General features: G+C 63.1%; 22 protein-coding genes. 12 read left to right on the forward strand and 10 right to left on the reverse strand.

Annotation, left to right across the window (positions count from 1 at the left end; all coding sequences use genetic code 11):
- The first annotated feature begins 8 nt into the window (after positions 1 to 8).
- A complete protein-coding gene (locus tag QMK17_RS15415) occupies positions 9 to 746 on the forward strand; it encodes a sulfite exporter TauE/SafE family protein (protein ID WP_283510142.1) in 738 nt (245 codons plus the stop codon).
- Here QMK17_RS15415 and QMK17_RS15420 read toward each other — a convergent pair whose 3' ends face one another.
- From QMK17_RS15420 to QMK17_RS15440, 5 genes are all read right to left on the reverse strand, one after another.
- Positions 747 to 2,195 carry a peptide MFS transporter gene (locus QMK17_RS15420; protein ID WP_283510143.1) on the reverse strand — a complete coding sequence of 483 codons (1,449 nt, stop codon included), beginning with the start codon at positions 2,193 to 2,195 and terminating at the stop codon, positions 747 to 749.
- 45 nt (positions 2,196 to 2,240) lie between these two features.
- A complete protein-coding gene (locus QMK17_RS15425; RefSeq protein ID WP_283510144.1) occupies positions 2,241 to 2,618 on the reverse strand; it encodes a DUF3054 domain-containing protein in 378 nt (125 codons plus the stop codon).
- Positions 2,619 to 2,686: 68 nt separating this feature from the next.
- Complete coding sequence (locus tag QMK17_RS15430; protein WP_283510145.1) at positions 2,687 to 3,238, reverse strand: YceI family protein; 552 nt, start codon at positions 3,236 to 3,238, stop codon at positions 2,687 to 2,689.
- An 89-nt stretch (positions 3,239 to 3,327) separates the two neighbouring features.
- Positions 3,328 to 4,479 (reverse strand): lysylphosphatidylglycerol synthase transmembrane domain-containing protein, encoded by a 1,152-nt coding sequence (locus QMK17_RS15435; protein WP_283510146.1) that lies wholly within the window; start codon positions 4,477 to 4,479, stop codon positions 3,328 to 3,330.
- Between the two features lie 30 nt (positions 4,480 to 4,509).
- Entirely contained in the window at positions 4,510 to 5,964 is a 1,455-nt protein-coding gene (locus QMK17_RS15440; protein WP_283510174.1) for an adenylate/guanylate cyclase domain-containing protein, read from the reverse strand.
- A 295-nt stretch (positions 5,965 to 6,259) separates the two neighbouring features.
- Between QMK17_RS15440 and QMK17_RS15445 the strand changes: the two genes are divergently transcribed.
- Genes QMK17_RS15445 through QMK17_RS15460 form a run of 4 tightly spaced genes read left to right on the forward strand, consistent with a single transcriptional unit; the run spans position 6,260 to position 9,530 of the window.
- A complete protein-coding gene (locus QMK17_RS15445; protein ID WP_283510175.1) occupies positions 6,260 to 7,489 on the forward strand; it encodes an AI-2E family transporter in 1,230 nt (409 codons plus the stop codon).
- Entirely contained in the window at positions 7,482 to 8,612 is a 1,131-nt protein-coding gene (macS, locus tag QMK17_RS15450) for a MacS family sensor histidine kinase (protein ID WP_283510147.1), read from the forward strand. Before QMK17_RS15445 ends, macS begins: the two co-directional genes overlap by 8 nt.
- Positions 8,609 to 9,262, forward strand: coding sequence for a response regulator transcription factor (locus QMK17_RS15455; protein ID WP_283510148.1), 654 nt, complete (start codon positions 8,609 to 8,611; stop codon positions 9,260 to 9,262). Before macS ends, QMK17_RS15455 begins: the two co-directional genes overlap by 4 nt.
- Positions 9,263 to 9,305: 43 nt before the next feature.
- On the forward strand, positions 9,306 to 9,530 hold the full coding sequence (locus QMK17_RS15460; protein ID WP_283510149.1) for an autophagy-related protein 2: 225 nt from the start codon (positions 9,306 to 9,308) through the stop codon (positions 9,528 to 9,530).
- Here QMK17_RS15460 and QMK17_RS15465 read toward each other — a convergent pair whose 3' ends face one another.
- On the reverse strand, positions 9,531 to 9,920 hold the full coding sequence (locus QMK17_RS15465) for a MarR family transcriptional regulator (RefSeq protein WP_283510150.1): 390 nt from the start codon (positions 9,918 to 9,920) through the stop codon (positions 9,531 to 9,533).
- A 186-nt stretch (positions 9,921 to 10,106) separates the two neighbouring features.
- Between QMK17_RS15465 and QMK17_RS15470 the strand changes: the two genes are divergently transcribed.
- The 3 genes from QMK17_RS15470 to QMK17_RS15480 all read left to right on the forward strand — a co-directional run bounded on the left by QMK17_RS15470 (position 10,107) and on the right by QMK17_RS15480 (position 13,884).
- Positions 10,107 to 11,222, forward strand: a complete 1,116-nt coding sequence (locus QMK17_RS15470) for a glycosyltransferase (protein ID WP_283510151.1) — start codon at positions 10,107 to 10,109, stop codon at positions 11,220 to 11,222.
- A 36-nt stretch (positions 11,223 to 11,258) separates the two neighbouring features.
- Positions 11,259 to 11,900 carry a DUF1707 SHOCT-like domain-containing protein gene (locus tag QMK17_RS15475; protein ID WP_283510152.1) on the forward strand — a complete coding sequence of 214 codons (642 nt, stop codon included), beginning with the start codon at positions 11,259 to 11,261 and terminating at the stop codon, positions 11,898 to 11,900.
- Positions 11,901 to 12,000: 100 nt separating this feature from the next.
- On the forward strand, positions 12,001 to 13,884 hold the full coding sequence (locus tag QMK17_RS15480; protein ID WP_283510153.1) for a DUF2339 domain-containing protein: 1,884 nt from the start codon (positions 12,001 to 12,003) through the stop codon (positions 13,882 to 13,884).
- 41 nt (positions 13,885 to 13,925) lie between these two features.
- On the opposite strand, the gene QMK17_RS15485 is transcribed toward QMK17_RS15480, so the two are convergent.
- From QMK17_RS15485 to trmB, 4 genes are all read right to left on the reverse strand, one after another.
- Complete coding sequence (locus QMK17_RS15485) at positions 13,926 to 16,070, reverse strand: MMPL family transporter (RefSeq protein ID WP_336620156.1); 2,145 nt, start codon at positions 16,068 to 16,070, stop codon at positions 13,926 to 13,928.
- A 192-nt stretch (positions 16,071 to 16,262) separates the two neighbouring features.
- The gene (locus tag QMK17_RS15490; RefSeq protein WP_283510155.1) at positions 16,263 to 19,703 is read right to left on the reverse strand and encodes an MMPL family transporter; all 3,441 of its coding nucleotides are present in this window, start codon (positions 19,701 to 19,703) and stop codon (positions 16,263 to 16,265) included.
- On the reverse strand, positions 19,704 to 20,408 hold the full coding sequence (locus tag QMK17_RS15495) for an NYN domain-containing protein (protein WP_283510156.1): 705 nt from the start codon (positions 20,406 to 20,408) through the stop codon (positions 19,704 to 19,706).
- A complete protein-coding gene (gene trmB / locus QMK17_RS15500) occupies positions 20,405 to 21,163 on the reverse strand; it encodes a tRNA (guanosine(46)-N7)-methyltransferase TrmB (protein ID WP_283510157.1) in 759 nt (252 codons plus the stop codon). The genes QMK17_RS15495 and trmB overlap by 4 nt, the downstream gene beginning before the upstream one ends.
- A gap of 175 nt (positions 21,164 to 21,338) precedes the next feature.
- Here trmB and QMK17_RS15505 point away from each other — a divergent pair, with 175 nt between their 5' ends.
- From QMK17_RS15505 to QMK17_RS15520, 4 genes are all read left to right on the forward strand, one after another.
- A complete protein-coding gene (locus QMK17_RS15505; RefSeq protein WP_283510158.1) occupies positions 21,339 to 22,367 on the forward strand; it encodes a hypothetical protein in 1,029 nt (342 codons plus the stop codon).
- The gene (locus QMK17_RS15510) at positions 22,364 to 23,842 is read left to right on the forward strand and encodes a hypothetical protein (RefSeq protein WP_283510159.1); all 1,479 of its coding nucleotides are present in this window, start codon (positions 22,364 to 22,366) and stop codon (positions 23,840 to 23,842) included. The genes QMK17_RS15505 and QMK17_RS15510 overlap by 4 nt, the downstream gene beginning before the upstream one ends.
- 96 nt (positions 23,843 to 23,938) lie before the next feature.
- Positions 23,939 to 24,268 carry a DUF6802 family protein gene (locus QMK17_RS15515; RefSeq protein ID WP_283510160.1) on the forward strand — a complete coding sequence of 110 codons (330 nt, stop codon included), beginning with the start codon at positions 23,939 to 23,941 and terminating at the stop codon, positions 24,266 to 24,268.
- Between the two features lie 324 nt (positions 24,269 to 24,592).
- The gene (locus QMK17_RS15520) at positions 24,593 to 26,422 is read left to right on the forward strand and encodes a phosphoenolpyruvate carboxykinase (GTP) (protein WP_283510161.1); all 1,830 of its coding nucleotides are present in this window, start codon (positions 24,593 to 24,595) and stop codon (positions 26,420 to 26,422) included.
- The last annotated feature ends 151 nt before the right edge of the window (positions 26,423 to 26,573 follow it).

The following is a 26,573-nucleotide window of genomic DNA, read 5'->3' on the forward strand; positions in this document are numbered from 1 at the left end:
TATCCCTCGTGACTCTGCTCCAATTCGGACTGCTCGTCGTCGCCGGTTATTTCGCGGGCCTCGTCGGGTTCGTGACGGGACTGGCGTCACTGGTGTCCTATCCCGCACTCTTGGCGATCGGGATCCCACCGGTCGCGGCCAACGTGACCAACACCGTCGCGCTGGTGGCGGTCGGGGTCGGTGCAACCACCAATGCATCGAGCGAAATCGCCAAGGACCGAAAAGTGCTGTATCGGCTCGTCGGGGTTTCTGCTGCAGGCGGTCTCGTCGGCGCGCTGATCTTGCTGGCTGCTCCCGACGGCTCCTTCGAGACCATCGTTCCGTTCCTGGTGGCATTCGCAGCAGTAGCGGTATTGATGCAGCCGCAGATCCGAAAGCTTTCCGGCAGCGGTGATTTCCCGGTTCTCTATCCGATAGCCCTGTTCTTCGTTGCGATCTACGGTGGCTATTTCGGAGCCGGCGCCGGAGTGATCTTTCTGGCGCTGGCGCTGATCTGTACATCGGACTCCATGTGGCGCGCGAGCATTTTGAAGAGTTTCTTCCTCGGCATCGCCAACCTCGTCGCCGCGATCATCTTCTCGTTCTCCGGCGATGTGGACTGGCTCGCGGCGCTGGCTCTCGCACTCGGAGCCTTCCCCGGCGGCTACTCGGGACCTCCCGTGGTCAAAGTGATCCCACCGAAGGTCCTGCGCATTGTCGTCGGGTTGTGCGGCCTCGGTCTCGCCGTATGGCTGCTGTTGAAGTAACTAGCGAACGCCGCTCATCATCTTCTTGATCCACGGCGTCAACGCGACGAGAGCGACACCGACGATGATCGACGCTCCACCGACGCTGTAGAAGAAGGGATTCGGATTGTCCTGGTCGTAGTAGCCGGCGAGCGTTCCTGCCATCGCCGAGCCCAGCGCGACGGACAGGAAGAATAACGCCACCATCTGAGTGTGGAAGTTGGCAGGCGCCAACTTGGTCGACAGTGACAGCCCGACCGGGGACAGGAACAACTCGGCGAAGGTGAACAACAGCAGAATTCCGACGAGCGCGAGCAACGGCATGCTGTTCCCAGCGAGCGAGGGAACGAAGGCGAAGAACGCCAAGCCCATGATGAACACGCCCGCAGCGAATTTGACGGGTGTCGACGGCTGTCGGTCGCCGAGTTTGGTCCACGCCGCAGCGAAGACACCTGCGAAGATGATGATGAATACCGGATTGATGGACTGAACCCAGTTCGGCGGGAAGTCCCAGCCGAACAGGTTGCGGTCCAGTACCGAATCGGCGATGAGCGGGATCGTGGTGAACTGCTGCTGAAACAGCGACCAGAATGCGGCGCTGGCGATGAACATCGGAATGAACGAGATGACACGGCGTCGTTCGATCTTGGTGATCTGTTTGCTGGACAAAATGATTGCGAAGTAGCCGATGGCTGCAACGATCGTCACTCCGACGACGATGTCGGACATGTTCGATGCAGTGATCGCACCGAAAACCGACAGCAGTGCAATGACGATGATCGCAGCAACGGCAATCCCCGCCCACTTGACGCGCTCGGTGGAGGGCAACGGATTCGGCGGAACGGCCCCGATCCCGTGTAGGTGCTTGCGGCCGAGCGTGTACTGAATCAGGCCGAGCGCCATGCCGACTGCGGCGAGTCCGAAGCCGGCATGGAAGCCGGCCTTGTCCCACGCCAACCCGGTGAGCAGCGGCCCGACGAAGGCTCCGAGATTGATGCCCATGTAGAAGAGCGAGAAGCCCGCGTCGCGGCGATTGTCGTTCTCGTCGTACAAATCGCCGACGAGCGACGTCGCATTGGCCTTGAGTCCGCCGCTGCCGAACGCAACGAGAACCAAACCCACACCGACGCCGAGGAATCCGGGCAGAACCGCGAGCGCAATATGACCGAGCATGATCATCACTGCGCTGTAGAACAGCGTGCGCTCGGAGCCGAGGAGACGGTCGGCTATCCACGCGCCGAGGATGGTCGAGAGGTAGACGGTGCCGCCGTAGGCGCCGACAATCGACGTCGCCGAACTCTCGGACAAACCGAGTCCGCCGTCGGACACCGAGTAGTACAGGTAGTAGATGAGGATGCCTTGCATCCCGTAGAACGAGAATCGCTCCCACATCTCGACACCGAAAAGGTTGGCCAGCGCGAAAGGCTGCCCGAAGAACGCGGTGTCCTGCTTGTTCTGTACATCGGCCATATGTGAACTGTCCCATGTTCAGGGCATGAATTCGGGGCGATGGCGTCAGTTTTTCAGGACCGGTATCAACTTGGCGAGCCCGCGCCAACCGAGCAAGAACACTCCAAGCACGATCGTGGCGACGACGATGAAGCTCAAAGCCGTTCCCTGACCGCTCACGACACGCGCAATCATGCCGACAACGACCGTCGACACCCACACGATGATGCCCGTCGGGACGATCGAGAAGGCGTCGAACTTGTCGCGGTAAAGGGCCCAAGCTCCCACCCAACCGACGATCGCGCCCACGACGAAGGGCCATGCGGTGTGGAGGAGGCCGGTAACCGCATTGGCTTCGTCGTGACTTCGTCGACCGATGACGCAGAAGATCACCACGAGGACGAGGTCGACGATTGCTGCAATGGCAGGGCTGCGCTTGATCACGTGCTCCACAATAAAGAAGAGGCCCACCGGCGAATTGCCGTGGGCCTCTTCGGTGGATCGGTGACGACTCAGGAAGCCTGGCCGGCTTCGATATCGAGGTTCAGGACGATCTTGTCGCCGACGACTGCGCCGCCGCCTTCGAGGGGCATGTCGATGCTGATGCCGAAGTCCTTGCGGTTGATGGTGGTGCTGGCCTCGAAGCCTGCAACCGGTCCATTGCCCATGCCGGGGTTGACGCCGTTGAACTCGAGCTTGAGGTCGACGGAGTTGGTGACGCCGTGGAGGGTGAAGTCGCCGGTGACGATGAAGTCGCCGCCGTCGGCCTTGACCGAGGTGGACGTGAACGTCGCGGTCGGGAATTTCTCGACCTCGAAGAAGTCAGCGGTCTTCAGGTGGCCGTCGCGCTGCTCGTTGTCGGTGGTGATGGAGGTGACATCGATCTCGGCGTTCACGGAAGGAGTGCCGTCCTCGGCGACCGTGATGGAGCCACTGAAGTTCTGGAAACGGCCGCGAACCTTGCTCACGACCAAGTGTCGGACGGTGAATCCGACGGTCGAGTGGGCGGCGTCGATGTTCCAGGTGCCTGCGGACAGTTCGGGCAATGCGATCGCGGTGGTCATGAAAACTCCCTGATTGGTTGAAGGTTCAAGTCTCATAGTACATAAGCGGACCGGGGTCCGCATCTATTCCCGGGAACACAGAAAACCTGTCAGGCAGGCTCGGGGTCGGACCTGTCGTTCTTCGGCTGCGGCAGATCATTGGTCGCAGTGGCTTCGCGGTGCAATTCTTTGGTCTCGCGCTGTTCCATTTCCAGGTCGTACTCGAGATCCTTGTGCTGGTGTTTGCGGAAGAGGACGAGGAAGACGATCCATCCGACGACCGCGACGAGGATGAAGCTGACGCCTCGATAGACGAATGCTGCAGCGACAGCTTGCGACGCGCTGATCGATGCTGCGCTGGTGAGCAGAGCGATGAGGGTGGCGTCGACGACGACGAGTCCGCCAGGCGCGAGCGGTACCGATCCGACGGCCTTGGCTGCGGCGAAGGCGAACAGCAACCCCGACAACCGAGGGTCGGCGCCGACGGCGAGGCAGGCAAAACCGAGGCAAGATACGTCGGCGAGGCGGTGCACTGCCGACCACGACAGGGTGAGTGCGCCGTCGCGTTTCCCGAGCTGTACCGATTGGACCTGTTCGATGATCTCGTCGATGCGCTCCTGGCCGGTATCGGCAGGCTGATTCCGGAAGTCGTTGACCTTGTGCAGCACCCACCGCGCCGCGTTGCGGATCGATTGGGGACGGCTCGATACGTAGCGGACCGCGAGGACGATCGCGACGACGCCTGCGATCGGGAGAATCAATGTGAACGTGTTGACGGACCCGCCGACGAGGAGAGCCCCACCGACGCCGATGGCCGCGAGACCAGCCGCCGCGATCACTCCGGAGATCGCGAGTTGCCACGATGCGACGACGGGACTTGCTCCCCATCGCCTGGTCTCGCGGTAGGTGAATGCCGTGGAGAACACCTGGCCAGCAGGCAGTGTCAGTGCCATCGCAGTGCTGCCGTAGATGACCGACAGCGATTTGGACTGCCGGATGCGCACTCCACCAGCTTCGAGGAGTTGCTTCTGAACTCGACCGAAAGCACTCAGTGATATGGCCTGGGTAGCGATACAGGCGGCCAGCCATCCCCAATGAATCTCGGTCAGAGCCTGCCAGGACTCGTGCAACCGCGGCCAAAGATAGATTCCTTCGCCCACCAGCAGGCAGACCAGTGCAAGCCCGGCAAGCCACTTGAACCAGCGGAGCCGATTTCTCTTACGTGGAGCACCGGCCGCGAGATCTGGTCTTGGTTCGGCCACGCATACAGCGTAACCACCCGCGGGCAGCGTTCATGGATGCTCCACCGGCCAGGCAAGGTGGGTGGGCCGTCGTCGGCCGCGGAGTTGGACCTGATCGCCCAGTTCCCAATGTTCCTGTTCCTCGTCGCTGGCGAAGTACAGAGCCGACGTCGAAGCGAGCACCCGCCCGGGGCGCAGTTTGGATAATTCGGTCAATCGGGACGCCTCGTTCACAGGGTCGCCGATGACGGTGTACTCGAATCGTTCCTTCGCGCCGATGTTGCCCGCGACGGCCAAACCGGCCGATACACCGATTCCGATGTCGAGTCCGGTGATGTCATCCAGTGCGAACCGCAGGTCACGAGCTGCAGCCAGTGCCGCCGTCGGCGCATCGGGCCGATCGAGTGGAGCTCCGAAAATTGCGAGTGCCGCGTCGCCCATGAACTTGTTGACGAAACCGTGGTGCTGATCGATGACGTCGACGACGACTCGGAAGAACTCGTTGAGAAGTTCGACGACTTCACTCGGCGGCCGTTCCGATGCGGTTGCCGTCGAGCCCACCATGTCCACGAACAGCACCGCAACGAATCGGGTTTCGCCGCCCAATTCGGTACCGAATTGCAATGCGCGCCGCGCCACGTCCTCGCCGACGTGTTGGCCGAACAGCTCGCGCAGAACGCGTCGTTCCGCAGACTCTTCCATCATCCGGTTGAAGCCGACCTGCAACCTGCCGATCTCGCTGCCGTCGAACACGTCGACCTCGACGTCGTTGTCGCCGCGTTGAACACGCTCGATAGCGCGACGGAGCTGACGGATCGGGTCGGAGATCTGGCTTGCAGTGAGCATCGACAGGATGAATGCCTGACCGATCGTAAGCACGCTGAGCAGGATGATCGCGACAGCTAGAGCGTTCGGGCTGAACACCAGATCGGTCGTCAACTGTGTTGCGCACAGCAGAATGATCCCGATGACGGGCATCAACGTGCCGAGACCCCACGTCATCGCCATGCGAGTCCCGACCCCGGGCGTCATGAATCGGTCGAACCGTCCCTCGCTCAGCGCCATCGCCGCAACGGGACGCAGAATGCGCTCGCCGAGCATGTAGGTGAATCCGAACGTCACGGTGGCGGCCATCACGACAGTAACGATCACTGCGATGGACAGCGACGGCATCTCGGCGACCGTCAGGGCCACGAACAAGATTCCGCCGACGGCCCACAAAACAAGATGGACGATTGCCTGCCGCAACGGCGCATGCAGCGCCGTCATCTGTTCCTTGTGTGTGGGGGGACCGCCCCGCAACTGCCACCTGATGACCGTACGCAGCATCCGGGCCGCGTAATACAGGCTGATCGACCCAGCAAACACGAGATAGGCGCCGAAAATGTAGACGTTGCGAACACGGTCCGCGACGATCGACTGAGACTCCTCGATAGGCAGGCCATAGCGCACGAACGCGAACACCAGAACCGCGCCGAACAGATTCGACAGCAACATCGAGAGCATATAGAGCGGCCAGCGACTCTTCAGAGTGAGCGAGACCGCTCGGAAAGATGCCAGCACAGGTTAAATTTAGCGGGTGACCGAACGCGAGCCGCAGGCAGAAGCGTCATCCGTGTCTTCCAGTGCCCAGATCGGCGGTTCCGCAGGCTCCACTCCCGGTAATTCTGGTCATTCCGCAGGCTCCACTCCTGGCAATTCTGGTCATTCCGCAGGCTCCACTCCCGCCCCTTCTGGTCATTCCGCAGGCTCCACTCCCGCCCCTTCTGGTCATTCCGCAGGCTCCACTCCCGCCGACCTAGTGCACCCCCTCGTCCGCATCGGAGCAGAATGGACCTGGCGATTGCTGGTCATCTTCGCCGGCTTCGTGACGTTCTGTTACGCCGTCGCTCGCCTAGACACAGTCATCATCCCGCTGGGTTTGGCGCTGCTCGCATCGGCGATGCTGGTGCCGATCGTCGACTGGATGCAACGACGAGGTGTCCCGCGCGGTCCCGCTGTCGTGATTGTCATCGTCGCGAGCATCGGCGTGGTCGCCGGCATCATGACGTTCGTCGTCGAGCAGTTCATCGAAGGACTGCCTCAGCTCGGCGACCAGTTCTCCTCGTCCATCAACGACATCGAGAAATGGATAACCGACGGGCCTCTACACATAAGTCAGGACCAGATCCGGGCGGCGAGCGACAACCTCGTCAAGACCATTCAGGACAATCAGGCCGCTGTCACCTCGGGTGCTCTCACGACGGCCACCGTCATCGGCGAGATCCTCACCGGCGCGGCACTGACGTTGTTCATCCTGATCTTCTTTCTCTACGGCGGCGATCAGATCTGGCAGTTCGTCACCCGACTCGCGCCGACGCCCGCACGAAAACGCATCCGGCTCGCCGGCAGTCAGGGCTTCGGTTCGCTCGTGGGATACGTCCGCGCGACTGTCGCTGTCGCGGGGGCCGACGCCATCGGAATCGGAGCCGGACTGGCGATCCTCGGAGTGCCGTTGGCGCTACCGCTAGCGTCGCTCGTGTTCATCGGTGCGTTCATTCCCATTATCGGCGCATTCCTGACGGGCTTCGTCGCAGTGTTCATCGCCTTGGTGACGAAAGGTTTGCTGACCGCGCTCATCGCGCTCGGAATCGTCGTCGCCGTCATGCAGCTCGAAGGTCATGTGCTGCAGCCCCTTCTGCTGGGCCGGGCAGTGCGACTGCATCCATTGGCAGTGGTTCTCGGCATCACCGTAGGCATCCTGCTGGCAGGTATCGTAGGTGGGCTGCTGGCCGTGCCGATCGTCGCGGTTCTCAACACGGCGGTGCGCTCGTTGCTCGCCGACGACCCCGACGAGGTCTACGAGGAACTCGAAGAACACGATCCAGCAATGGCAAGATTCCCGGCGGCACCGGACAGTCCGCATGCACGAAACCGTGAGCTGGACCCGGGCAGTCTCAAAGACCCCGGCAGTCTCAAAGACCCCGGCAGTGTCACCAAGCCCGGCAGTGTCACCAAGCCCGGCAGTGTCGAGGACCCGACCGATGAATGATGCCGTCACGCCGTTGTGGCGGGCATCGCAGGTGTTTCGTCTCATCACCCTCCTCTACGCGATCAGCTACGAGATCGCATCGATGGGGTATTACAGCAACTCGCAGCTGAGCTGGTTGTTTGTCGCGTTGATGGCGGTATGGACCGGTCTGTCGGCGTCGCTGCTGTCCCACGCCGTGCTCCCGCGGTGGAAGGTCGTTCTGGCCGATCAACTGGTCGTGATCGGGCTGATGGCGTCGACCAGGCTCGTCGCCGATTATGACTGGTACAGCACCCACCAAACATTGCCGACCACTCTGTGGGCCACCAATGCGGTGATTTCGGCCGCAATTCTGTTCGGCCCCAAGGGCGGTATTGCGTCGGGGGTGCTGCTGTCCGTGGTCAGCGCCATCGTTCGTGACCAGCTGAACCTGGACCTATGGACCGATGCGACCGCGCCGGTGCTGGTGTCGGTCGGTCTTGCTCTCGGATTGGCGAGCAACACCGCCAAGCGCGCGCACGCCGAACTCCAACGAGCGGCGCGATTGGCGGCGATCACCGAAGAACGCGAGCGCCTGGCGAGGCAGGTGCACGACGGCGTCCTGCAGGTGCTGGCCTTGGTGCGTCGCCGCGGCAGCGAAATAGGCGGCGCTGCAGGCGAACTTGCGGAATTGGCCGGTGAGCAGGAGGTGGCCCTGAGAATGCTCATCTCGGAGCAGAGCGAGCCGAGCACGGTCGATACCTCGCGTGTCGAAGTCGACCTGCGCAGCCTGCTTCGGCCGCAGGCGAGTACGACCATATCGGTGTCAACTCCGCCCGACCCCGTTCTCGTGAATCGATTCGACGCCGAAGAGATTTCGGCGGTGGTTGCCACTGCGTTGTCGAACGTTGTGCAGCATGCAGGCCCAGGCGCGCGTGCCTATGTGCTGTTGGAAGATCTGGGGGATCACACCGTCGTCAGCATCCGCGACGACGGGCGCGGAATTGCGCTGGGCAGACTCGCTGAGGCCGAAGCCGAAGGGCGGATGGGGGTATCCAAATCGATACTCGGCCGCGTCGAAATGCTGGGTGGTACAGCAGTTCTCGATACCGATGAAGGAGCGGGAACCGAATGGGAAATCAGAGTCCCGAAGGGGAAGAAATGACCGAGAGGTCCGTGTCGATCATGGTCGTCGACGACCATCCCATGTGGCGAGACGGCGTCGCCCGCGACCTGGAGGACGCCGGGTTCGACGTGGTTGCGACCGCAGACGGCGTCGGCGCGGCAGGCCGGCGAGCAACCGCGACGCAGCCCGATGTCGTGTTGATGGACATGCATCTGCCCGACGGCAACGGTGCGCAGGCCACAGTCGCGGTGCTCGCCGGCTCCCCGAACAGTCGAATCCTCGTCCTGTCGGCGTCGGCGGAGCGCGAGGACGTGCTCGACGCGATCAAGGCGGGGGCATCGGGCTACCTCGTCAAGAGTGCGTCGGCGGAGGAGTTGTATGGGGCGGTACGGGCGACCGCTGCTGGGCAGGCCGTGTTCACCCCTGGGCTGGCGGGGTTGGTGCTCGGAGAGTTTCGGCGGATTTCGACTTCGCCCGAAGCTCAGGACGCCGACGAAAGGCCGACGTTGACCGAGCGCGAGACCGAAGTACTCCGATTCGTCGCAAAAGGTCTGAGCGCCAAACAGATTGCCACCAAGCTGACATTGAGCCACCGGACAGTGGAGAATCATGTGCAGGCAACTCTGCGAAAGCTACAGCTGGCCAACCGGGTCGAGTTGACCCGTTACGTCATCGAGCAGGGTTTGTGACGCCGTGGTTTGTGACGCCGTGTTTCGGGGCACCCCAGCGGGCATGACCGACACCGACAAGCCCGTCGACACAACAATCGATCCCACCGAAAAGTCCAAGGGAATGGGCGCCGACACTCATCAGAGCGCCGGCGAACGCGGCGAAGCGCAACGCGAGTTCGACGATCACATGGACGGATCAGGCGACGATCAGGCGTTGCCCACGCCCGATCCCGAAGATGTCACCGATACGCCGACGGATCCGAAGACCACCAGTCGCACCGAGTAGTTAGGGTCTGACCAACCGCATGAGGGCCAGTTTCGCGACCGGCACGTACGGGATGATCAATGGGCGCGAACCGGTGACGGTGACCCAGGTTCGACACCCGTTTGGCCTCGATGCGACGCCGTGCGTCAACGTCAAACCCAGCGGCCGGAATTGGAACCATGCGTTCCACGTCCAGGTCCAAGCCGCTTCGTCGACGTCGACGATTTCGAAATCGACACGCAACCACATCGGCCCGTGGACCCGGCCCGTCGTATCAGCGGTAAGACGTTGTTCCGAGTACTCGACGCCGTCTATCTGGGGTGCCCACGACGACCAGACGGTGGGGTCCATGTAACGCTCCCACACGGCCCCCGCGGGGGCCGTGCCGGTTGCTTCGATGGTCGTCTGCATAGAACCTGTTCTACCCGGATTATCGGAAGCAAAAACGCAGGACTCGGTATGTTTCGGTCGATCGGACCGAAACAACGCATTTTCTCGTGCCTCCGGCCGTGAATGGACAGGCGCAGCGCGCGCGGAGCCCCTGGCGTTCGCACCGTTGTGGGGTATCGGTCACCTGAGAACTGCACACTGATCGAAATGCGGATCGTGCAACTGGCCAACTTCTACGGCCCACGCTCGGGCGGCTTGCGGACGGCTGTGGATCAGCTCGGTGCCGGATACACGGCCCGAGGGCACGAGGTGGTCCTGGTCGTTCCCGGGGCAGTTGCCTCCGAGGAGATTCTTCCGACGGGGGTACTGCGCATCACCGAACCGGCAGTCCGGATTCCCTTCGCGGGTGGATACCGTGCCGCGGATCCGCGCGCCATCGCCGACATCACCGAAGGTCTCCGTCCCGACGTACTCGAAGTATCGGACCGTCTCACACTCCGCGGTATGGGCGGGTGGGCATCGCGCCGTGGGGTTGGAAGCGTCATGATTTCGCACGAGCGGTTGGACCGACTTCTGGGACAGGTCGTGCCGAGGGGTGCGGCACGGGCCCTTGCCGACGTGGCGAATCGGCGTACCGCTGATGCCTACGACGCGGTGGTGTGCACGACGGCTTTCGCGCGTCGGGAGTTCGAGCGCATCGGCGCAGGCAATATCAGCGAGGTCCCCCTCGGTGTCGACCTCGACATGTTCCACCCGGAACGAAAACATCCGAACATCAGATCTCCGTGGCACGGCGACGCCGAGCGGTTACTGGTGCACTGCGGCAGACTGTCGGTGGAGAAGCGAGTGGACCGCAGCATCGATTCCATTGCTGCGCTGCGTGAAACAGGTGTGAACGTGCGCTTGGCGATAGCAGGCGACGGGCCTCGCCGGCAGGCGCTGGAGCGTCGAGCGCGCGGTCTCCCCGTCGACTTCCTCGGATTCGTCGACTCCCGCGTGGAACTTGCATCTTTGCTCGCCTCCGCCGATGTGGCATTGGCGCCGGGGCCCCACGAAACGTTCGGACTCGCTGCATTGGAGTCCCTTGCCGCAGGCACCGCGGTGGTGGTGTCGAAATCTTCCGCACTGGCGGACATCGTGACCCCCGCGTGCGGTGGACGATTCGACGACACCGCCGACGGATTCGCCTCGGAACTCGTTCGTGTGTTGGAGCTTCCGGCAGCTGGACGGCGCACCGCTGCGCGAGACCGGGCCGAGCAGTTCGGCTGGCCCGCATCCATCGACGGCATGCTCGCGGTTCTACATCGTGGAAACTCGTCGTGACTACCCCTTTCCTGCGGACCGCCTATCCTTGATCACATGGAGGAGAGGAATCTGCGCGTATCCGATGCGGAAAAGGAACACGTGGGGCAACTGTTGCAGCGTGCCGTGGGGCAGGGAATGCTGTCATTGGGGGAGTTCACCGAGCGCATGGACACCGCGTTGGCAGCTAAAACCCGCGGGGAGCTCAATTCGGTCGTCGCCGACCTGCCCGGTATGCAGATCGCCGAGCAGCACCGCCCCGAGCATCAGTTTTACTCCCGGCCACCCGCTGGAACGCACGGCCACGAGGTCGGCCAGCGCGGCGGTGCCGGTGGCGATGTCGTGAAGGGCACGATGTCCACCGTCTCGCGCAAGGGCCCGTGGCATGTTCCGCCGAAACTCTCGATCGAGTCCAAGATGTCGACGGTGACTCTCGACTTCACGCAGGCCGTCATGTCCACCCAGGTGGTCGAGGTGACCGTGAACGACTACTGCAGCACGATCTCACTCGTCGTGCCCCCGGAGGCGACCGTCGATCTGAACGCCGTGGAGACAGTCGGCGGCAGCGCCAACAACAAGGTCCGAACCGGCCCGCCGATCGGCCCGCTGCACGTGATCGTCCGCGGGAAGGTCCGGTTCGGATCGATCACGGCCAAGCATCCGCTGGGGACCTCCCTGCGAAGAATGTTCGGGAACTGACGCTCGTTACGCGAGTAAATACCCGTCTCGAATAACTACCCATGCCGGACGGGTAGTTCTACTCACGACCCGAGCGGGGTCCAGACGCAAGTATCGATGCATGACAATTCCAGGGATCGATCCCCGCTTGGTAGCAGGCCTCGCAGGCCAGTTCGCGTCGATGAGCGATCAGATGCGTCGCGTTTCGGCAGACCTGGGCTCGTTGCAGGCGCAGTTGACGTCGCCGGTTACGCAGGCTGTGTCTCAGCCGCAACAATTCCAGCCGCAACGATTCGAACCTCAGCCGACGCAGCAGGTTCGGCCGGTTCAGTCCGAGCACGCTCCGCCAGTACAGCCGCAGCGGTCGCCGGCCCCACCTCAGCAGCAGGTCTCAGTGCGGCCTATAGCGCCGCAACAACCGGCTGTAGCGCCGAAACAGCCATGGTGGCAGCGCGACGGCGTAATCAGCCGCGTGCTCGCGGTTGCAGGTGCAGGAGTGACGCTCGTCGGTGTCGTCATGCTCCTCGTCCTTGCCGCGCAGGCCGGGTGGTTCGGCCCCGAGCTACGCGTCGCAGCCGGAGCGGTGTTCTCGCTGGCGCTGATCTACATCGGGTACCGGGTCTTCGGAAGATCAGGAGGCCGGGTCGGCGGTATCTCCATTGCTGCCACCGGAATTGCGGGTTTGTACCTGGACGTGGTCGCTGTGACCGTCGTCTACGAGTGGTTGGAGCCCGTGATCGGGCTGATCGTTGCGTTCGGGATTGCTGCCGCCGGCGTCGCACTCGCCGTGACATGGCGTTCGCAGCCGATGGCCGCGCTGATTCTGTCGGGTGTTGCCGTCTGTGCCCCGGTCGTCACCGGTGGAATCACCGTGCCGCTCCTCGCCTTCTTCACCGCGACGTTCATCGCAGGCTTCCCCGCGCAGCTCGGGCGGAACTGGCCGTTTCTCAACGCAGCTCGGACCGTACCGATCGTCATCGCAGCGCTTATCGGAATTGCCCTGGCTGGATCAGTCGGCGTCACCTTCGCCGATGCCCTGAAACTACTGGTGATCTCGTCCGTCGTCGCTGTCTTCGCGATCGGGAGCTCGGCAGAATTGCTCCGCCGCAACGCTTCCGATCTGATGGCCACGGTGATGCTCGCCGCTGCATCGGTTCCGGTTCTTCTGGTGGGCGCGTTGTTCGACCGATGGACACGGAGTCTCGTCGAAGGCGCTGTCGCTCTCCTCTGCCTGGTGACCATCGCAGCGGTCACCTCGTTGCCGGTTCACGCTCGTGCCGTGCTTGCGGCAATCGGATCTCTTGCTCTCCTGCAGGCTGTTCTGGTGTCGACTTCGGTGGAACTCCGTCCGCTTGCTCTGTTGATCGTGGCCGCTGCACTGATCGCTGCTACACACAGGTCGTCCTCGAAGATCGCCTTCTGGGTCGGTGCGGCCTTCGCAGTTCTTGGGGCGCTCGGCTTCGCGGCCGTGTCGCCGCCCGAGGCATTGACCGGCTCCGATTATGCCGTCGTGCAATTCAGCGTGGTCATTGCCGGAATACTATTGAGCGGGATCGCCGTCGGTCTGGTGATCGTCGCCTCCGAGCTGTCCATCGTCGGCAAGAACCTTCAGACATGCTGGGTCGCGGCAGGCGCGGTGTCACTCTATGCACTCACCTCGGCGACGGTTGCTCTCGGAGTTGCGGCACTAGGCGGCGAAACCGGATTCATCGCCGGGCACTGCGCAGCAACGATCGAATGGATGGCTGCTGCCGTCGCGCTGCTCGTCCACGGACTACGCAGTGAAATCTATGCTCACACAGCACTGTTGGCAGGGCTGTCGCTGACGGCGGCAGCCGTGGCCAAATTGTTCCTGTTCGATCTCGTCGCACTCGACGGGCTGTTTCGAGTCGGAGCCTTCATCGTCGTCGGACTTCTCCTGCTGTTCGGTGGAACCCGGTACGCGAAGGTGTTCGCCGATCGCGCCGATCGCGCCGATCGAGCCGACCACGCCGAGAGTGCCTAGCGCTGCGGGCCCGATCGGAATGCCCAGCTGCCCAGAGGGATTCAGAGGAACGTCTCGCCGAGACCGAGCTTGCGTTGAATTCGTTTCATCCACTGCGGAGCCCACCAGCTTGCGTCTCCGAGAAGCTTCATGATCGAGGGGACGAGGAACATGCGGATGACGGTGGCGTCGATGATGAGAGCTGCGATCATGCCGTAGGCGATGTACTTCATCATCACAAGGTCGGAGAACGCGAACGAACCGGTGACGACGATGAGGATCAGCGCGGCCGCGGTAATGATCCGACCCGAGTGCGCGGTTCCGATCGCAATCGCATCCGTCGTGCTTGCGCCTTTTTCTCTCGCCTCGACAATGCGGGAGAGCAGGAAAACCTCGTAGTCCGTGGACAATCCGAACACGATGGCGCCGATCAACAACAGAATCATCGCCATGATCGGCCCCGGCGTGAAATTCATGAAGCTCGCGCCGTGACCGTCGATGAAGATCCACGTCAGAATGCCCATCGTCGCGCCGAGACCGAGCGCTGTCATGAGGACCGCCTTGATCGGCAGTATCAGAGAACCGAAAGTCAGGAACATCAGCAGCGTCACGACGAACACCACGAGGAGAGCGGTGAGCGGCAACCGATCCTCCAACGCCCCGATGGAGTCGAATTCGATTGCAGGGGTACCGGTTATCTCGACCGTCGCCCCGTCCGGTACGTCGATGGCGCGCAGATACTCGATGGCCTCCGAGGAATCGTTGCGGTCTGTCAGTCCCGCCTTGAAGACGATGATCCCGTCCTTGCTCGCGCCGGCGGGGGTGAACTTCTCGATGAGACCCGGAGCTTGGTTGGCCTGCTTGGTGATCTGGCCGAGCGAGGCTCCCTCCGCTCCCGAGATGACCAGCTTCAGCGGTTCGGTGCGCTGGCCAGGGAACAGTTCGTCGAACTCGGTCTGCGCCACACGGGTCGGGTTGTCCGGCGGGAGGTAGGTCTCGTTGATGCCGCCGAACTCGATCTTCCCGACGGGAATCGTCAACACCAGCAAGCCGAGGACGATGGCGACGGCGACCTTGATCGGCCGACGCATCACCCATCGAGTCAGCTTGCCCCACATGCCGTTCTCGATCTCCTCCGACGAACGAGTCTTGCGCATGAACTTCAAGCCCCACGCGTCGACGCGCTTACCGAGAATCGCGAGAATCGCAGGCAGCACAGTGACCGCCGTCAGCGCCGCGAGCGCAACCGTCGCGATCGAGCCGTATGCAACCGATTTGAGGAACCCGTGCGGGAACAGCAGTAGACCACCGAGACTCGCCACGATCATCGTCGCCGAGAACGTGACGGTGCGACCCGCGGTCATGACGGTTCGTCGTACTGCGTCTTTTACTTCGCGGCCGTCGCCCAGCTCTTCGCGGAACCTCGAGACAATGAACAACCCGTAGTCGATCGCAAGGCCGAGGCCCACCATCGACACCACGGGTGCCACGAAGGTGTTCACCTCGGTGAAACCGGTGACGATACGCACGATCCCGTTCGCGCCGACTACCGTCAGGCCACCCACGATCAGGGGTAGCGCCGCCGCGACGACGCCACCGAACACGAAGAACAGCAGCACCGCGACAGCGGGAATGGCCAAGATCTCCATGCGGTGGATGTCGTCGGACATCGTCGACTGCAGCGCTCCCGCGACAGCTTGCAAGCCGGCAACCTGAACGTCGACGCCGTCGACGTGGAAGGCATCCTCGACGTCTTGGAAGTTGTTGGTCAGTTCGGTGTCATTGTCGCCGACGATCGCGATACTGGCGATGGCGTGTCGCTTGTCCTCGGTGGCGAGCGCGGCTGCGCGAACAACTCCATCGACCTGGAAGTACGTGCCGTTGATCTTCGCGATCTGATCGGGATGTGCGGCAACCAGCGTGTTCAGGCTGCCGGTGACGGCAGCAGTGAAGGCGGGGTCGTCGACGGTTTTGCCCTCGGGCGCGGTGTAGAGGACGATCACGTCGCCTTGGGCGTCGCGTCCGAACGTCTCGTCGGCGAGTTCAGCGGCTTCGACCGACTCGGAACCAGGGTCGTCGAACCCACCTTGGCTGAGGTGATTCTCGAAACCGACTCCGTAGGCCGCCATCGCCAGGAGTCCGGCGACCATCACCCCTAGGACTGTGTAGCGCCAACGATGGACGATATTTCCCCATGCGGCGAACACTCTCAGCGGCTCCTCGATGTCGGTGGTGGGAATTGCGGTGGTGAGACTGTCACAGTCCTTTAGGCAACGGGTGGTGACGATATCTCGTTCCAACTCTTTACTGTGACATGGGACAACGGGTGAGCACTATTGTGTTGCCGATACACGAAAGGGCCAGCCCGACGCCTGTCGAGCTGGCCCTTCCCACGCGAACTACTTCCGCTTTTCCCGCGCAAGCAGGTCACTGACGCTCAACGCTGGACGACCGTCTCCGCCGCGGTGGCGACCACTGTCTGCGTCGGATTCACTGGCTTCGGCGCTCCGAGTGTCCGCGCCGCGTCGGGACGACCGGGGTGCCGGTGACTCTCGATGCTCCCGCGCGGGGCCGGTCAATCGGGACGAAGTCGGTTCGGAGGCAGGCGCAGTGGGCTCGGCGGCAGTGGGCTCGGCGGCAGTGGGCTCGGGAGGAGCCGGCTCCGCTGGGCGGGGTGCGTTCCTCGTTGTGATGTCGTAGCGAGCGCGGGGTGAGCTGGATGTAGTGGGCTTGATGGGCGTGCTGGAGGGGTGTTCGTCGCGCGCGTTCCCGTTGGCACCGCCGGACGAGCCGTTGGAGCCGGTTCCGTTCGATGTGCTGTTGCTCGGCGACGAATAGCCTCGGACCCCGCCGTTGTTGGTGCGCTCGTAGTTGCCCGAAGTGCCGCTCGAGTCTGCGCCGATGCTGTAACCCGGCCGAGGGGTGGAACTGGAACTGCTGGATGCAGAGCCGTTCGAGCCGTTGCGGCTGGACCTGGAGCCGTTGGTTCCGGTGCTGCTCGATCCGTTCCGACCGTGCGGGTAGTACCCGGTATGAGCCGAGGCTCCACCCGATGCTGCTGCCCCGTTCGACACGGACTCGTCTCGCGAGCGGACGACGGGCCGATCTTCCGGCGTCTTCTCGGGGGCCTGCTTGTCGGAACTCTGGGCCTCGAAACTCTGGGTTTGCGAGCTCTGAGACTCCGAGCTCTGCGACTCCGACCTCTGGGCGTCGGCGCGTCGAGTATCCGAACGGGCGGGCTCGTTGCGTGGCTTGTCGGTCGGCGCTCGCAGATCGGCCAGCCAGCCCTCGATGGACCGGGGATCGGGCGTGATGGGGTGCTTGCCGTTCGAACCGTTTGTCGGCATGGCCTCGCGGGGCTGCGGTGCCGCAGGTCGTGGGTCGGGAGCCGCAGGTCGGGGCTCGGGCGCCGGGGGAGGAGGCACCTGGCGCTTCACCTCGGGTATCGAATGCTCGTCCTTCGGGGCATGCGCAGGCTTCCCGGTTGCAGATCTGCGCGCGTTTTCCTGCGCGGTGTGCGTCGCGCGGATCGGACCGGATCCCACCGGTGCAACGACGGGAATCGGCTCGGTGAGAGGTTCGTTGCGCCGCGGCGCGGGACGGTGTGGTGAAGCGGTGTTGGGCGGCATCGCTGGGGACAGAGGGGCCGCGCCCGCCATTGCCAGTTCTGGAACGTCCATCGGAATGAACTCGTCCTCGAGGATCGTCTCGCCGAGACCGAGCTTGCGTTGAATTCGCTTCATCCACTGTGGTGCCCACCAGCAGTCGTCGCCGAGAAGCTTCATCGTCGCAGGCACGAGGAACATTCGGATCAGCGTTGCGTCGATGATCAGCGCGGCAATCATGCCGTAGGCGATGTATTTCATCATCACCAGATCGGAGAAGGCGAACGCGCCGGTCACAACGATGAGGATGAGGGCTGCAGCGGTGATGATCCGCCCGGTATGCGAGGTTCCGATGCGGATGGCTTCGCTGGTGCTCGCACCCTTCTCTCGCGCTTCGACCATGCGTGAAAGGAGGAACACCTCGTAGTCGGTCGACAGCCCGAACACGATCGAGATGATCAACACCAGCACGGGCGCCATGATCGGCCCTGGGGTGAAGTTCATGAAACTTGCGCCGTTGCCGTCGATGAAGATCCACGTCAGGATTCCCATGGTTGCGCCGAGCCCCAACGTCGTCATGAGCACGGCCTTGATGGGCAACACCAAAGATCCGAAGGTCAAGAACATCAAAAGGGTCACAATGAACACGACGAGAAGCGCCATCAGCGGCAAATTGTCGATCAGCGCGCTGATCGAGTCCTGCTCGATGACCGGGGTGCCCGTCACCATCACCGTCGCCCCGTCGGGAACGTCGATGCTGCGGAGATAGTCGATGGCGGGCTTGGAATCGTTCCGGTCGACAAGGCCTGCCTTGAAGACGATGATGCCGTCTTTGCTCGCGCCGTTCGGAGTGAACTTCTCGATCAGGCCCGGCGCGCCGTTCGCCTGGCTGGTGATGCTGCCGAGGTTGGCGCCCTGTGCGTTCTCGACGACGAGCTTGATCGGTTCGGTGCGCTGGCCGGGGAAGAGTTCGTCGAATTCGTTCTGGGCCTGGCGGGTCACGTTGTCAGGGGGCAGGTACGTCTCGTTGATGCCGCCGAATTTGATGTTGCCGACCGGCAGAGTCAGGAGAACGAGCCCGAGCACGATGGGGATGACGACCTTGAGCGGGTTGTTCATGACCCACCGAGTCAGTTTGCCCCAGACGCCGTTCTCGATTTCCTCCGACGACTTGGTCTTGCGCATGAACTTCAGACCGAGAGCATCGACGCGGGTGCCGAGGACAGCGAGCATCGCAGGCAGGATCGTGATCGCTGTCAGTGCGGCGAGGGCGACCGTGGCGATGGAGCCGTAGGCGACGGACTTGAGGAATCCCTGCGGGAACAGCAGAAGTCCGCCGAGACTGGCGACGATCATCGTCGCCGAGAAGACGACGGTTCGGCCTGCGGTCATGACGGAGCGGCGGACGGCCTGTTTGGGTGTGTAACCGTCCCCTAGTTCTTCTCGGAATCTGGACACGATGAAGAGCCCGTAGTCGATGGCGAGCCCGAGGCCGACAAGCGAGACCACCGGCGCTACGAAGCTGTTGATCTCGGTGAAGTTGGTGAACATCTTCACGATGCCATTGGCGCCGACGACGGTCAGACCACCGATGATGAGTGGTAAGGCGGCAGCGACGACGCCGCCGAAGATGAAGAACAACAGGATTGCGACGGCCGGAATGGCCAGCAATTCCATACGGTGAATGTCGCCTGCCATCGTGGACTGCAGCGCGCCCGCCACCGCTTGGAGTCCGGTGACCTGCACGTCGACACCGTCGATGTAGAAGGCGTCCTTCGCGGCCTGAAAGTTGTTGGTCAGTTCGGTGTCGTTGGCGCCGAGCATCGCGACGCTGGCAATCGCGTGCGTTCGATCCTCGGTGGCCAGCGCATTCGCGCTGACCACGCCGTTCAACTTGAAGTACGTGCCGTTGATCTTCTCGATCTGCTCCGGGTGATCGGAGACGAGAGAGTTGAGGCTGTCGGTGACCTTGGCGTTGAAGTCGGGGTCGTCGACGGTTTTGCCCTCGGGCGCGGTGTACAGGACAATCACGTCACCCTGTTTGTCACGCCCGAATGTCGTGTCGGCGAGACGCGCTGCCTCGGCCGACTCGGAGCCTGGATCGTCCCATCCGCTCTGACTCAGGTGGTCGTTCAGGTCTGCACCGTACGCTGCGAACCCCAGAAGGGCGGCCACCATGACTCCGATGACCGTGAACCGCATGCGGTAGACGAGATCTCCCCATCTGGCGAACACTTAAGAAACTCCTTGGCGCCCGACGAGAAGGGCGGACAGTGGGCGGAACGGCTGCAACCATGCGCCTTCGTCCGGGAGCGAGTCCAGGCTCACCCGCGGTAGTGGCTCACGGAAGACACCGGGGATGTCCTCTAGGTCGAGGAACTCCAGTGTCTCCGACGTGACCGCCCAGCTCGCATGCTCGCGAAATCCGAGCACCTGCACGGGCACGCCTGTTGCAGCGATGCTTTCCAACGGCTCACGAAACGCCTGACCGTCCGCGGACGCGACCATGACGCCTGCAAGCCCACCCCCACGATTACGCAGTTCGATGTGGTCGAGCATGTCGGCATCGACGTCACTGTCCTCGTCGACCTTCGGCTTGGCGAACACCGCGAAACCCACGTTACGCAACGCTTCGACCCATGGGCGAACTACATCGGCGCTGCCAGGGGCGATGTTGGTGAATACCGTGGCCTCGGGTTCGAGGATTGCCGGTTCGCCGGCGGACAGTTCCGCGGTGCGTTGAAGCAGCCATCTGCCCAGCGCATCGAACCGCGGGCGGTATGCAGCGGTAGGGCGTCCCCCCAAAATGGCGCCGAGACCCATGTCGAGGTTCGGGGCATCCCACACGAGAAGAACCGTTTTGTTGTGTCGAGAATCACTCGTGTCGAGGCTGGGGATGGGGGTGAGCAATGCGTCGGGAGCATCTCCGGTGTACGTCATCGTGGACTCTTCCCCCATATCAACTCCGTCACCGAGCTGCCTACAAGTTGGGCTTTGCCCTCGAACTTGGTGACAGGTCGCTCGTGTGTCATCGGAGATTCCCAGTCGAGAACGGTCAAGGAAGGCTCGGCGTTCCCTGCCTCGGCGATCCACTCCGCGTAATCGGCATGGTCGGTGGCGACGTGCAGCACGCCGCCGGGCTTCAGACGATCCGCGATCATCGCGAACGTCGGCCCCTGCAGCAGCCTGCGCTTGTGATGGCGCACCTTGGGCCACGGATCGGGGAAGAAGACGCGGACACCTGTCAACGACTCCGACGTCAGCATGTTCTCCAGCACATCCATGGCATCGCCGCGCAGTAGCCGGATGTTTTCGATGTCTTCGCGTTCGATCTGTTGAAGCGTCTGTGCGAGGCCGGGTCGGTAGACCTCGACGGCCATGAGGTTGACGTGCGGCTCGGCCTTGGCCATCAACGTCGTTGCGGTGCCTGTCCCGGAGCCGATCTCGAGGATCGTCGGAGCGGAACGTTCGAACCAGGCGTCGACGTCGATGCGGTCGTCGGCGACGTCACGGCCGATTCGCGGCCACAGTGAGTCCCAAGTCGTTTGCTGAGCGTCTGTCAGTGCGCCGCGCCGAGAGCGAAAACTCGTCACTCGTGGGTAAAGCCGTGACCCCCGATTTTCGGGCTTGGCGTCACCTGTGTCGAGGTTCTGAGTAGTGCTTGGTGCGTCGTTCACTGCTCCATTGTCGCCCATCGAGCGAGTGTGTGACAGGCGGGTCTCGAGTTGAAGTTGAGACTTGAGGTTTTCGTGCAGGCCAGCCGCCTGCTTCTGCGGACACATTGTCGGTCGCCTGTGCCAGAATTGCGCAGCGCGACGGTGGGGACCGGATGTTTTCGAGCGCTTCGGACGGGAAGTACGGGGGATTCATATGAACGCAGTGTCGTCGGAGCGGGTGCGCGAAATCGCACATTCGATCTCGATTCGCGACGCGGAACTCGGGCGTGAGGTCGATGCTGCCGTGGATCGTTGTTTCTCCGGTGTTCGGGTCCAGGTGTCCGGTCGAACCGGCGTCGGTAAATCCTCGGTGCGCGCTGTACTGAAGTTGCATCGGGATCTTCGTATTGACGACGTGGAGATCGTCGAAACGGCCTCGATCGATGTCCCGCGTGCCCCCGATCCGATCCTCGACGGGGATGTTCTCGTCCATGTGCTGACGAGCGGGGCGCAACAAGCCGACATCGACGTGCTGGCTTCCTCTCCCGAGGTCGTGGCGGTGCTCGCCAAGGCCGATACGGTCGACGACCTGGATTCCGTCGCCGCGGCGCTGTCCGCGGCGGTCGGTATGACGGTGCATCCGGTCATGGGCACCATCGCAGCGAACGTGATGCGCGGGAGACCGGATACGTTCGATCCGCTTCGAGCTGCGGCGCCGGAGATGACTCCCGACGTGTGCGCGGAAGCATTACTGACTCCGGATCGTTTTCTCAGAGCGACGCTTCCTGTTTCTCGTCGAGTTCGAGTCGAGCTGGTGGAGTCGATCGAGACCCGTGGCATCGGCTTCGTCGTCGACGCCCTTCGCGCCAACCCTGCGACCGACGACGCAACTTTGCGCCTGTTGCTGTCGGACAAGAGCGGAATCGACGACGCAGCGCGCGCGGTCCGACGTGCAGTGGACGCGGTGCACGTGGACCGGCAGGGGCAATTGCTTCACCGTCTGACCGAGTTGGCCGCTCAATATCCGCTTGTGACCGAGTTCGAGCGGTACCTCGCATCCGACGAGGCGGTCGTCGCGATCATGCGATCGGCTCTGCGGGTGCTGCGCGAACCGGAAGACCCACAACCGTCGCTTCCCGCCGTGCAGATGTGGCGTGACCGGTGGCAGAGCGCCCGCGATCCAGGGCACGCGCGCGCATCGCTCGCAGTCGCGCGGGGTTACCTCAGATTGAGCACGCCATGAAGGATGTTCCGGCCGACATGGACAGCGTTGTCAGGCGCTGGTTCACAGCAGGCGCCGATGTGATCGATGCAGGGAGGCGGGCTGCCCCGGCAGGCGTCTTCATCACCGGGACCAGCGGATCCGGTGTCGGGGCGGTTGCCGACGAGCTCGATTTTCTGGCGGGTGCGGCCGTCCGGCGAGCTCCCGACGCGGCGTCGGCCGCGGTGGTGTTGTTCGTTCTCGATGCTTCCGCACCGCTGGGCCGTGCTGCGCTCGCCGACCTCGCGCCGGTACTGGAGTCCACCACCACCGGCCTGCTCGTCAACAAGATCGACGTCCATCGCAACTGGCGCGATGTCCAGCGTGCCGTTTCCGAAGCGGTCGACGAGCACGTCCCGAGATCGGTCGATGTCGCGTTTCTTCCCACGTCCGCGAAACTCGCCGAACGCGCGCGTATCGCCTTCGATCCGAAGATGCGCGCAGCGCTCGCCGAAGAATCCGGGCTTCGCGGGGTGCTTCGTTTCGTCGAGGCAGGGCTCGGGCAATCGGATCATGTTCTGCGAGAGCGAAAATACAACGCGGCCGTACGCGACGCCGCGGCAGGCGCCAGGGGGCGGATCGTCGACAAGGCTCGGGCGGTGACGGGCGTCGGGGCAACTGTTGGACTGCGGGCAGAGCGCGCCAGGCTCATCGACGTACGGGATCGAGGACGGGCGGAGCGTGCGGGGGCGCTCCGAAACCGCCTGCAGTTGACGCGTTCGGACACAATCCACGACATCGACGAGCACATCCGCGAATTCGGTTCTGCTGCACGTGAGTCCATCGATACCTCGAAGCGGTCAGGTTTGGGCCACCTGCAGGATGATCTGTCTGCACGGCTGGCCCGAACGGTCTCCGGTCTCGACTCGCGGCTGACCGATCGGCTGCAGGCGATCGATGACGACCTCGGACTCTCGGCAGACCTGCTCGCGCCGGCCGACTCGACTGTCGTCACTCTCGATCCGCCGATGCGGCGCACAGGCGTCGAGGACAAGATGATGATCGTCGTCGGAGCATCCGCAGGCGTCGGTCTCGGCAGGATCGTGGTGTCGCCGCTGTCGATGGTCCCGGCATTCGACATCGCGGCGATTCCGGTATCGCTGGTGCTGGGTGCCTTCTGCGCGTGGTGGTTGGTGCGGTCGAGAAGGCTCGTCGCCGACCGTGCTCACACGCGAACCTGGGTCGCCGACGCTGCAGCGAGCGCCAAGTCCTCTCTCGAACAACGCGCGTTGGCCCGGATGTTGGCGGCGGAGACGGCGCTCGCTGCCGCGGATCGTTCGACTGCTCTGTCGGCTTCGGTGGCGGCCGAGTCCGAACTCGAACGGCTCGACGCCGAACTGCGGGCCGTCGCGGACCATCGAGCGTCGGTTCTTGCCGCGTGCGACAGGGATCTGTCGACACTCGACCGGGGAGTGGAGAAATTCGGGGGTCGCGTTCGAGCGGTGCCGTCGAGGTAGTCCACATTCGGTGGAACCGGACGCGGCCGTGATGCGTCTGAACATGTAGGCGGGGGATCCGGCCGCTGCACTACTTCGACGATCGGGGCGGCAACCATGGACTTCGGCGACGCGTTCTTCCTTGATGCCGACCCCGCCCGACCTGCGGGCCCTGCCGACCCTTCGGAACTAGTCGGGCACGGTGCGTTGGCGACTGACGCTGTATCTCTGGACGTCTTCGATGTCGACGCGGACGGATACGCCGAGACCCGCGTTCACTACACCGAGGACGGAATGACGGTTGCCGTGGATGTCGACGGCGACGGTGTGATCGATACGTTCACAGCCGTCGGCCGTGGCGGCCATTACGATTCGTGGGAGATTTTTCGTGTCGCAGACGGAACGGCACGGTGGGAGCGCACATCCTCCGGTGACGTTTTCGACTGATTTCGGGCGGTAGATTCTAATGTCCACACAAGGAATCACGGCAGGTGGGAGGCTCTGAACCCCTACTTTCCAGTAACTGAATCGTTCTTGTGACCAATCGGACAACACCCCGGTTCCGGATTGGCGTCACTCGGCGTTAACCTGGGACCAGGACACCCGGCGCCCGTGTCCTCGAATTGACGTCGTCAGTATGATGCTGTATACGCGGATCGAGTGATCGGGCAGCTCCCCACCGAGAGGGGATGATCGGATCTGTTCCAACCGCTGTACTGCCCTCCAGCGTTGGATATTGATCTGGTTCCGGCTCACCCCAGGAGAGTTTAGATGACCTCAGCGACCATTCCCGGTTTGAACGGCACTGACGCCGCACCTCCCACCCAACACAAGGAACTCCTTGCGTGGGTGCAGGAAGTAGCAGAACTCACCGAGCCGGAGCGGGTCGTATTTGCTGACGGTTCCGACGAGGAGTGGGAGCGCCTCACCACTGCGTTGGTGAGCGCAGGCACCTTCACTCGCCTCAACGACGAGAAGAAGCCCAACTCGTTCCTCGGCAACTCGGATCCGTCGGACGTGGCTCGTGTCGAGTCGCGTACCTACATCTGTTCGAAGCGCGAAATCGACGCCGGTCCCACCAACAACTGGATGGACCCGTCGGAGATGCGTGATCTCATGACGGATCTGTACCGCGGATCCATGCGCGGTCGCACCATGTACGTCGTTCCGTTCTGCATGGGACCGCTTGGTGCCGACGATCCGAAACTGGGCGTCGAGATCACCGACTCCGAGTACGTCGTCGTCTCCATGCGCGTCATGACTCGCATGGGTGCCGCGGTACTCGACAAGCTCGGCACCGACGGTTTCTTCGTCAAGGCGCTGCACTCGCTCGGAGCCCCGCTGGCCGAAGGTCAGGCCGACGTGGCATGGCCGTGCAACGACACCAAATACATCACTCATTACCCCGAGGACCGCGAGATCTGGAGCTTCGGTTCCGGCTACGGCGGCAACGCTCTGCTCGGCAAGAAGTGCTACTCGCTGCGCATCGCCTCGGCGATGGCTCACGACGAGGGCTGGCTCGCCGAGCACATGCTGATCCTCAAGCTGATTTCGCCCGAGGACAAGGCGTACTACATCGCGGCGGCATTCCCGTCTGCGTGTGGCAAGACGAACCTCGCGATGATCCAGCCGACCATCCCGGGCTGGCGCGCCGAGACCATCGGCGACGACATCGCCTGGATGCGCTTCGGTGAAGACGGCCGTCTCTACGCCGTAAACCCGGAGTTCGGCTTCTTCGGTGTTGCTCCCGGTACCAACTGGGACTCCAACCCCAACGCGATGAAGACCATCGACCAGGGCAACTCCGTCTTCACCAACGTCGCGATGACCGATGACGGTGACGTCTGGTGGGAGGGCCTCGAAGGCGACCCGCAACACCTGATCGACTGGAAGGGCAACGACTGGACGCCCGAGTCGGATTCCCTGGCTGCGCACCCGAACTCGCGTTACTGCGTGCCGATGGCCCAGTGCCCGTCCATGGCCGCCGAATGGGACGATCCGAAGGGTGTGCCGATCTCGGCGATCCTCTTCGGTGGACGTCGTAAGACGACGGTTCCGCTGGTCACCGAGGCTCGCGACTGGCAGCACGGCGTGTTCATGGGTGCCACTGTCGGCTCCGAGCAGACAGCGGCAGCCGAGGGGACGGTGGGAACCATCCGCCGCGACCCGATGGCAATGCTTCCGTTCCTCGGCTACAACGTCGGAGACTACTTCCAGCACTGGATCGACCTCGGCAAGAACGCCGACGAGTCGAAGCTTCCGAAGGTGTTCTACGTCAACTGGTTCCGCCGCGGCGACGACAAGCGCTTCCTCTGGCCAGGATTCGGCGAGAACTCGCGCGTTCTGAAGTGGATCGTCGAGCGTATCGAGCACAAGGCTGCCGGCGTCGAGACTCCGATCGGGGTCGTTCCGACTCCCGAGGCGCTCGACATCGACGGCCTCGATACCACCACGCAGGATGTCGCCGAGGCACTCAACGTCGACGTCGACGAGTGGAAGGCCGAGATCCCGTTGATCGAGGAGTGGTTCGACTTCGTCGGCGAGAAGCTCCCCACCGGCATCAAGGACGAGTTCGAGGCGCTGAAGCAGCGTTTGGGTTAGGCGCTTCGCGCACGTGAGTGGAATTACGTCCCAGGGAGCCTGTTGCTGAATTATTTTGTCGGTGATGGATCCTGCGGCAGGGCTGCGGTGTTTCGGTGCCCGATGGGGGGTGTATTTCCTGTCATCGGGTGCCCGGGGGCCCGCAGGGCCC

The sequence above is a fragment of the Rhodococcus sp. G-MC3 genome (genome assembly GCF_030063335.1).
Taxonomy (GTDB): domain Bacteria; phylum Actinomycetota; class Actinomycetes; order Mycobacteriales; family Mycobacteriaceae; genus Rhodococcoides.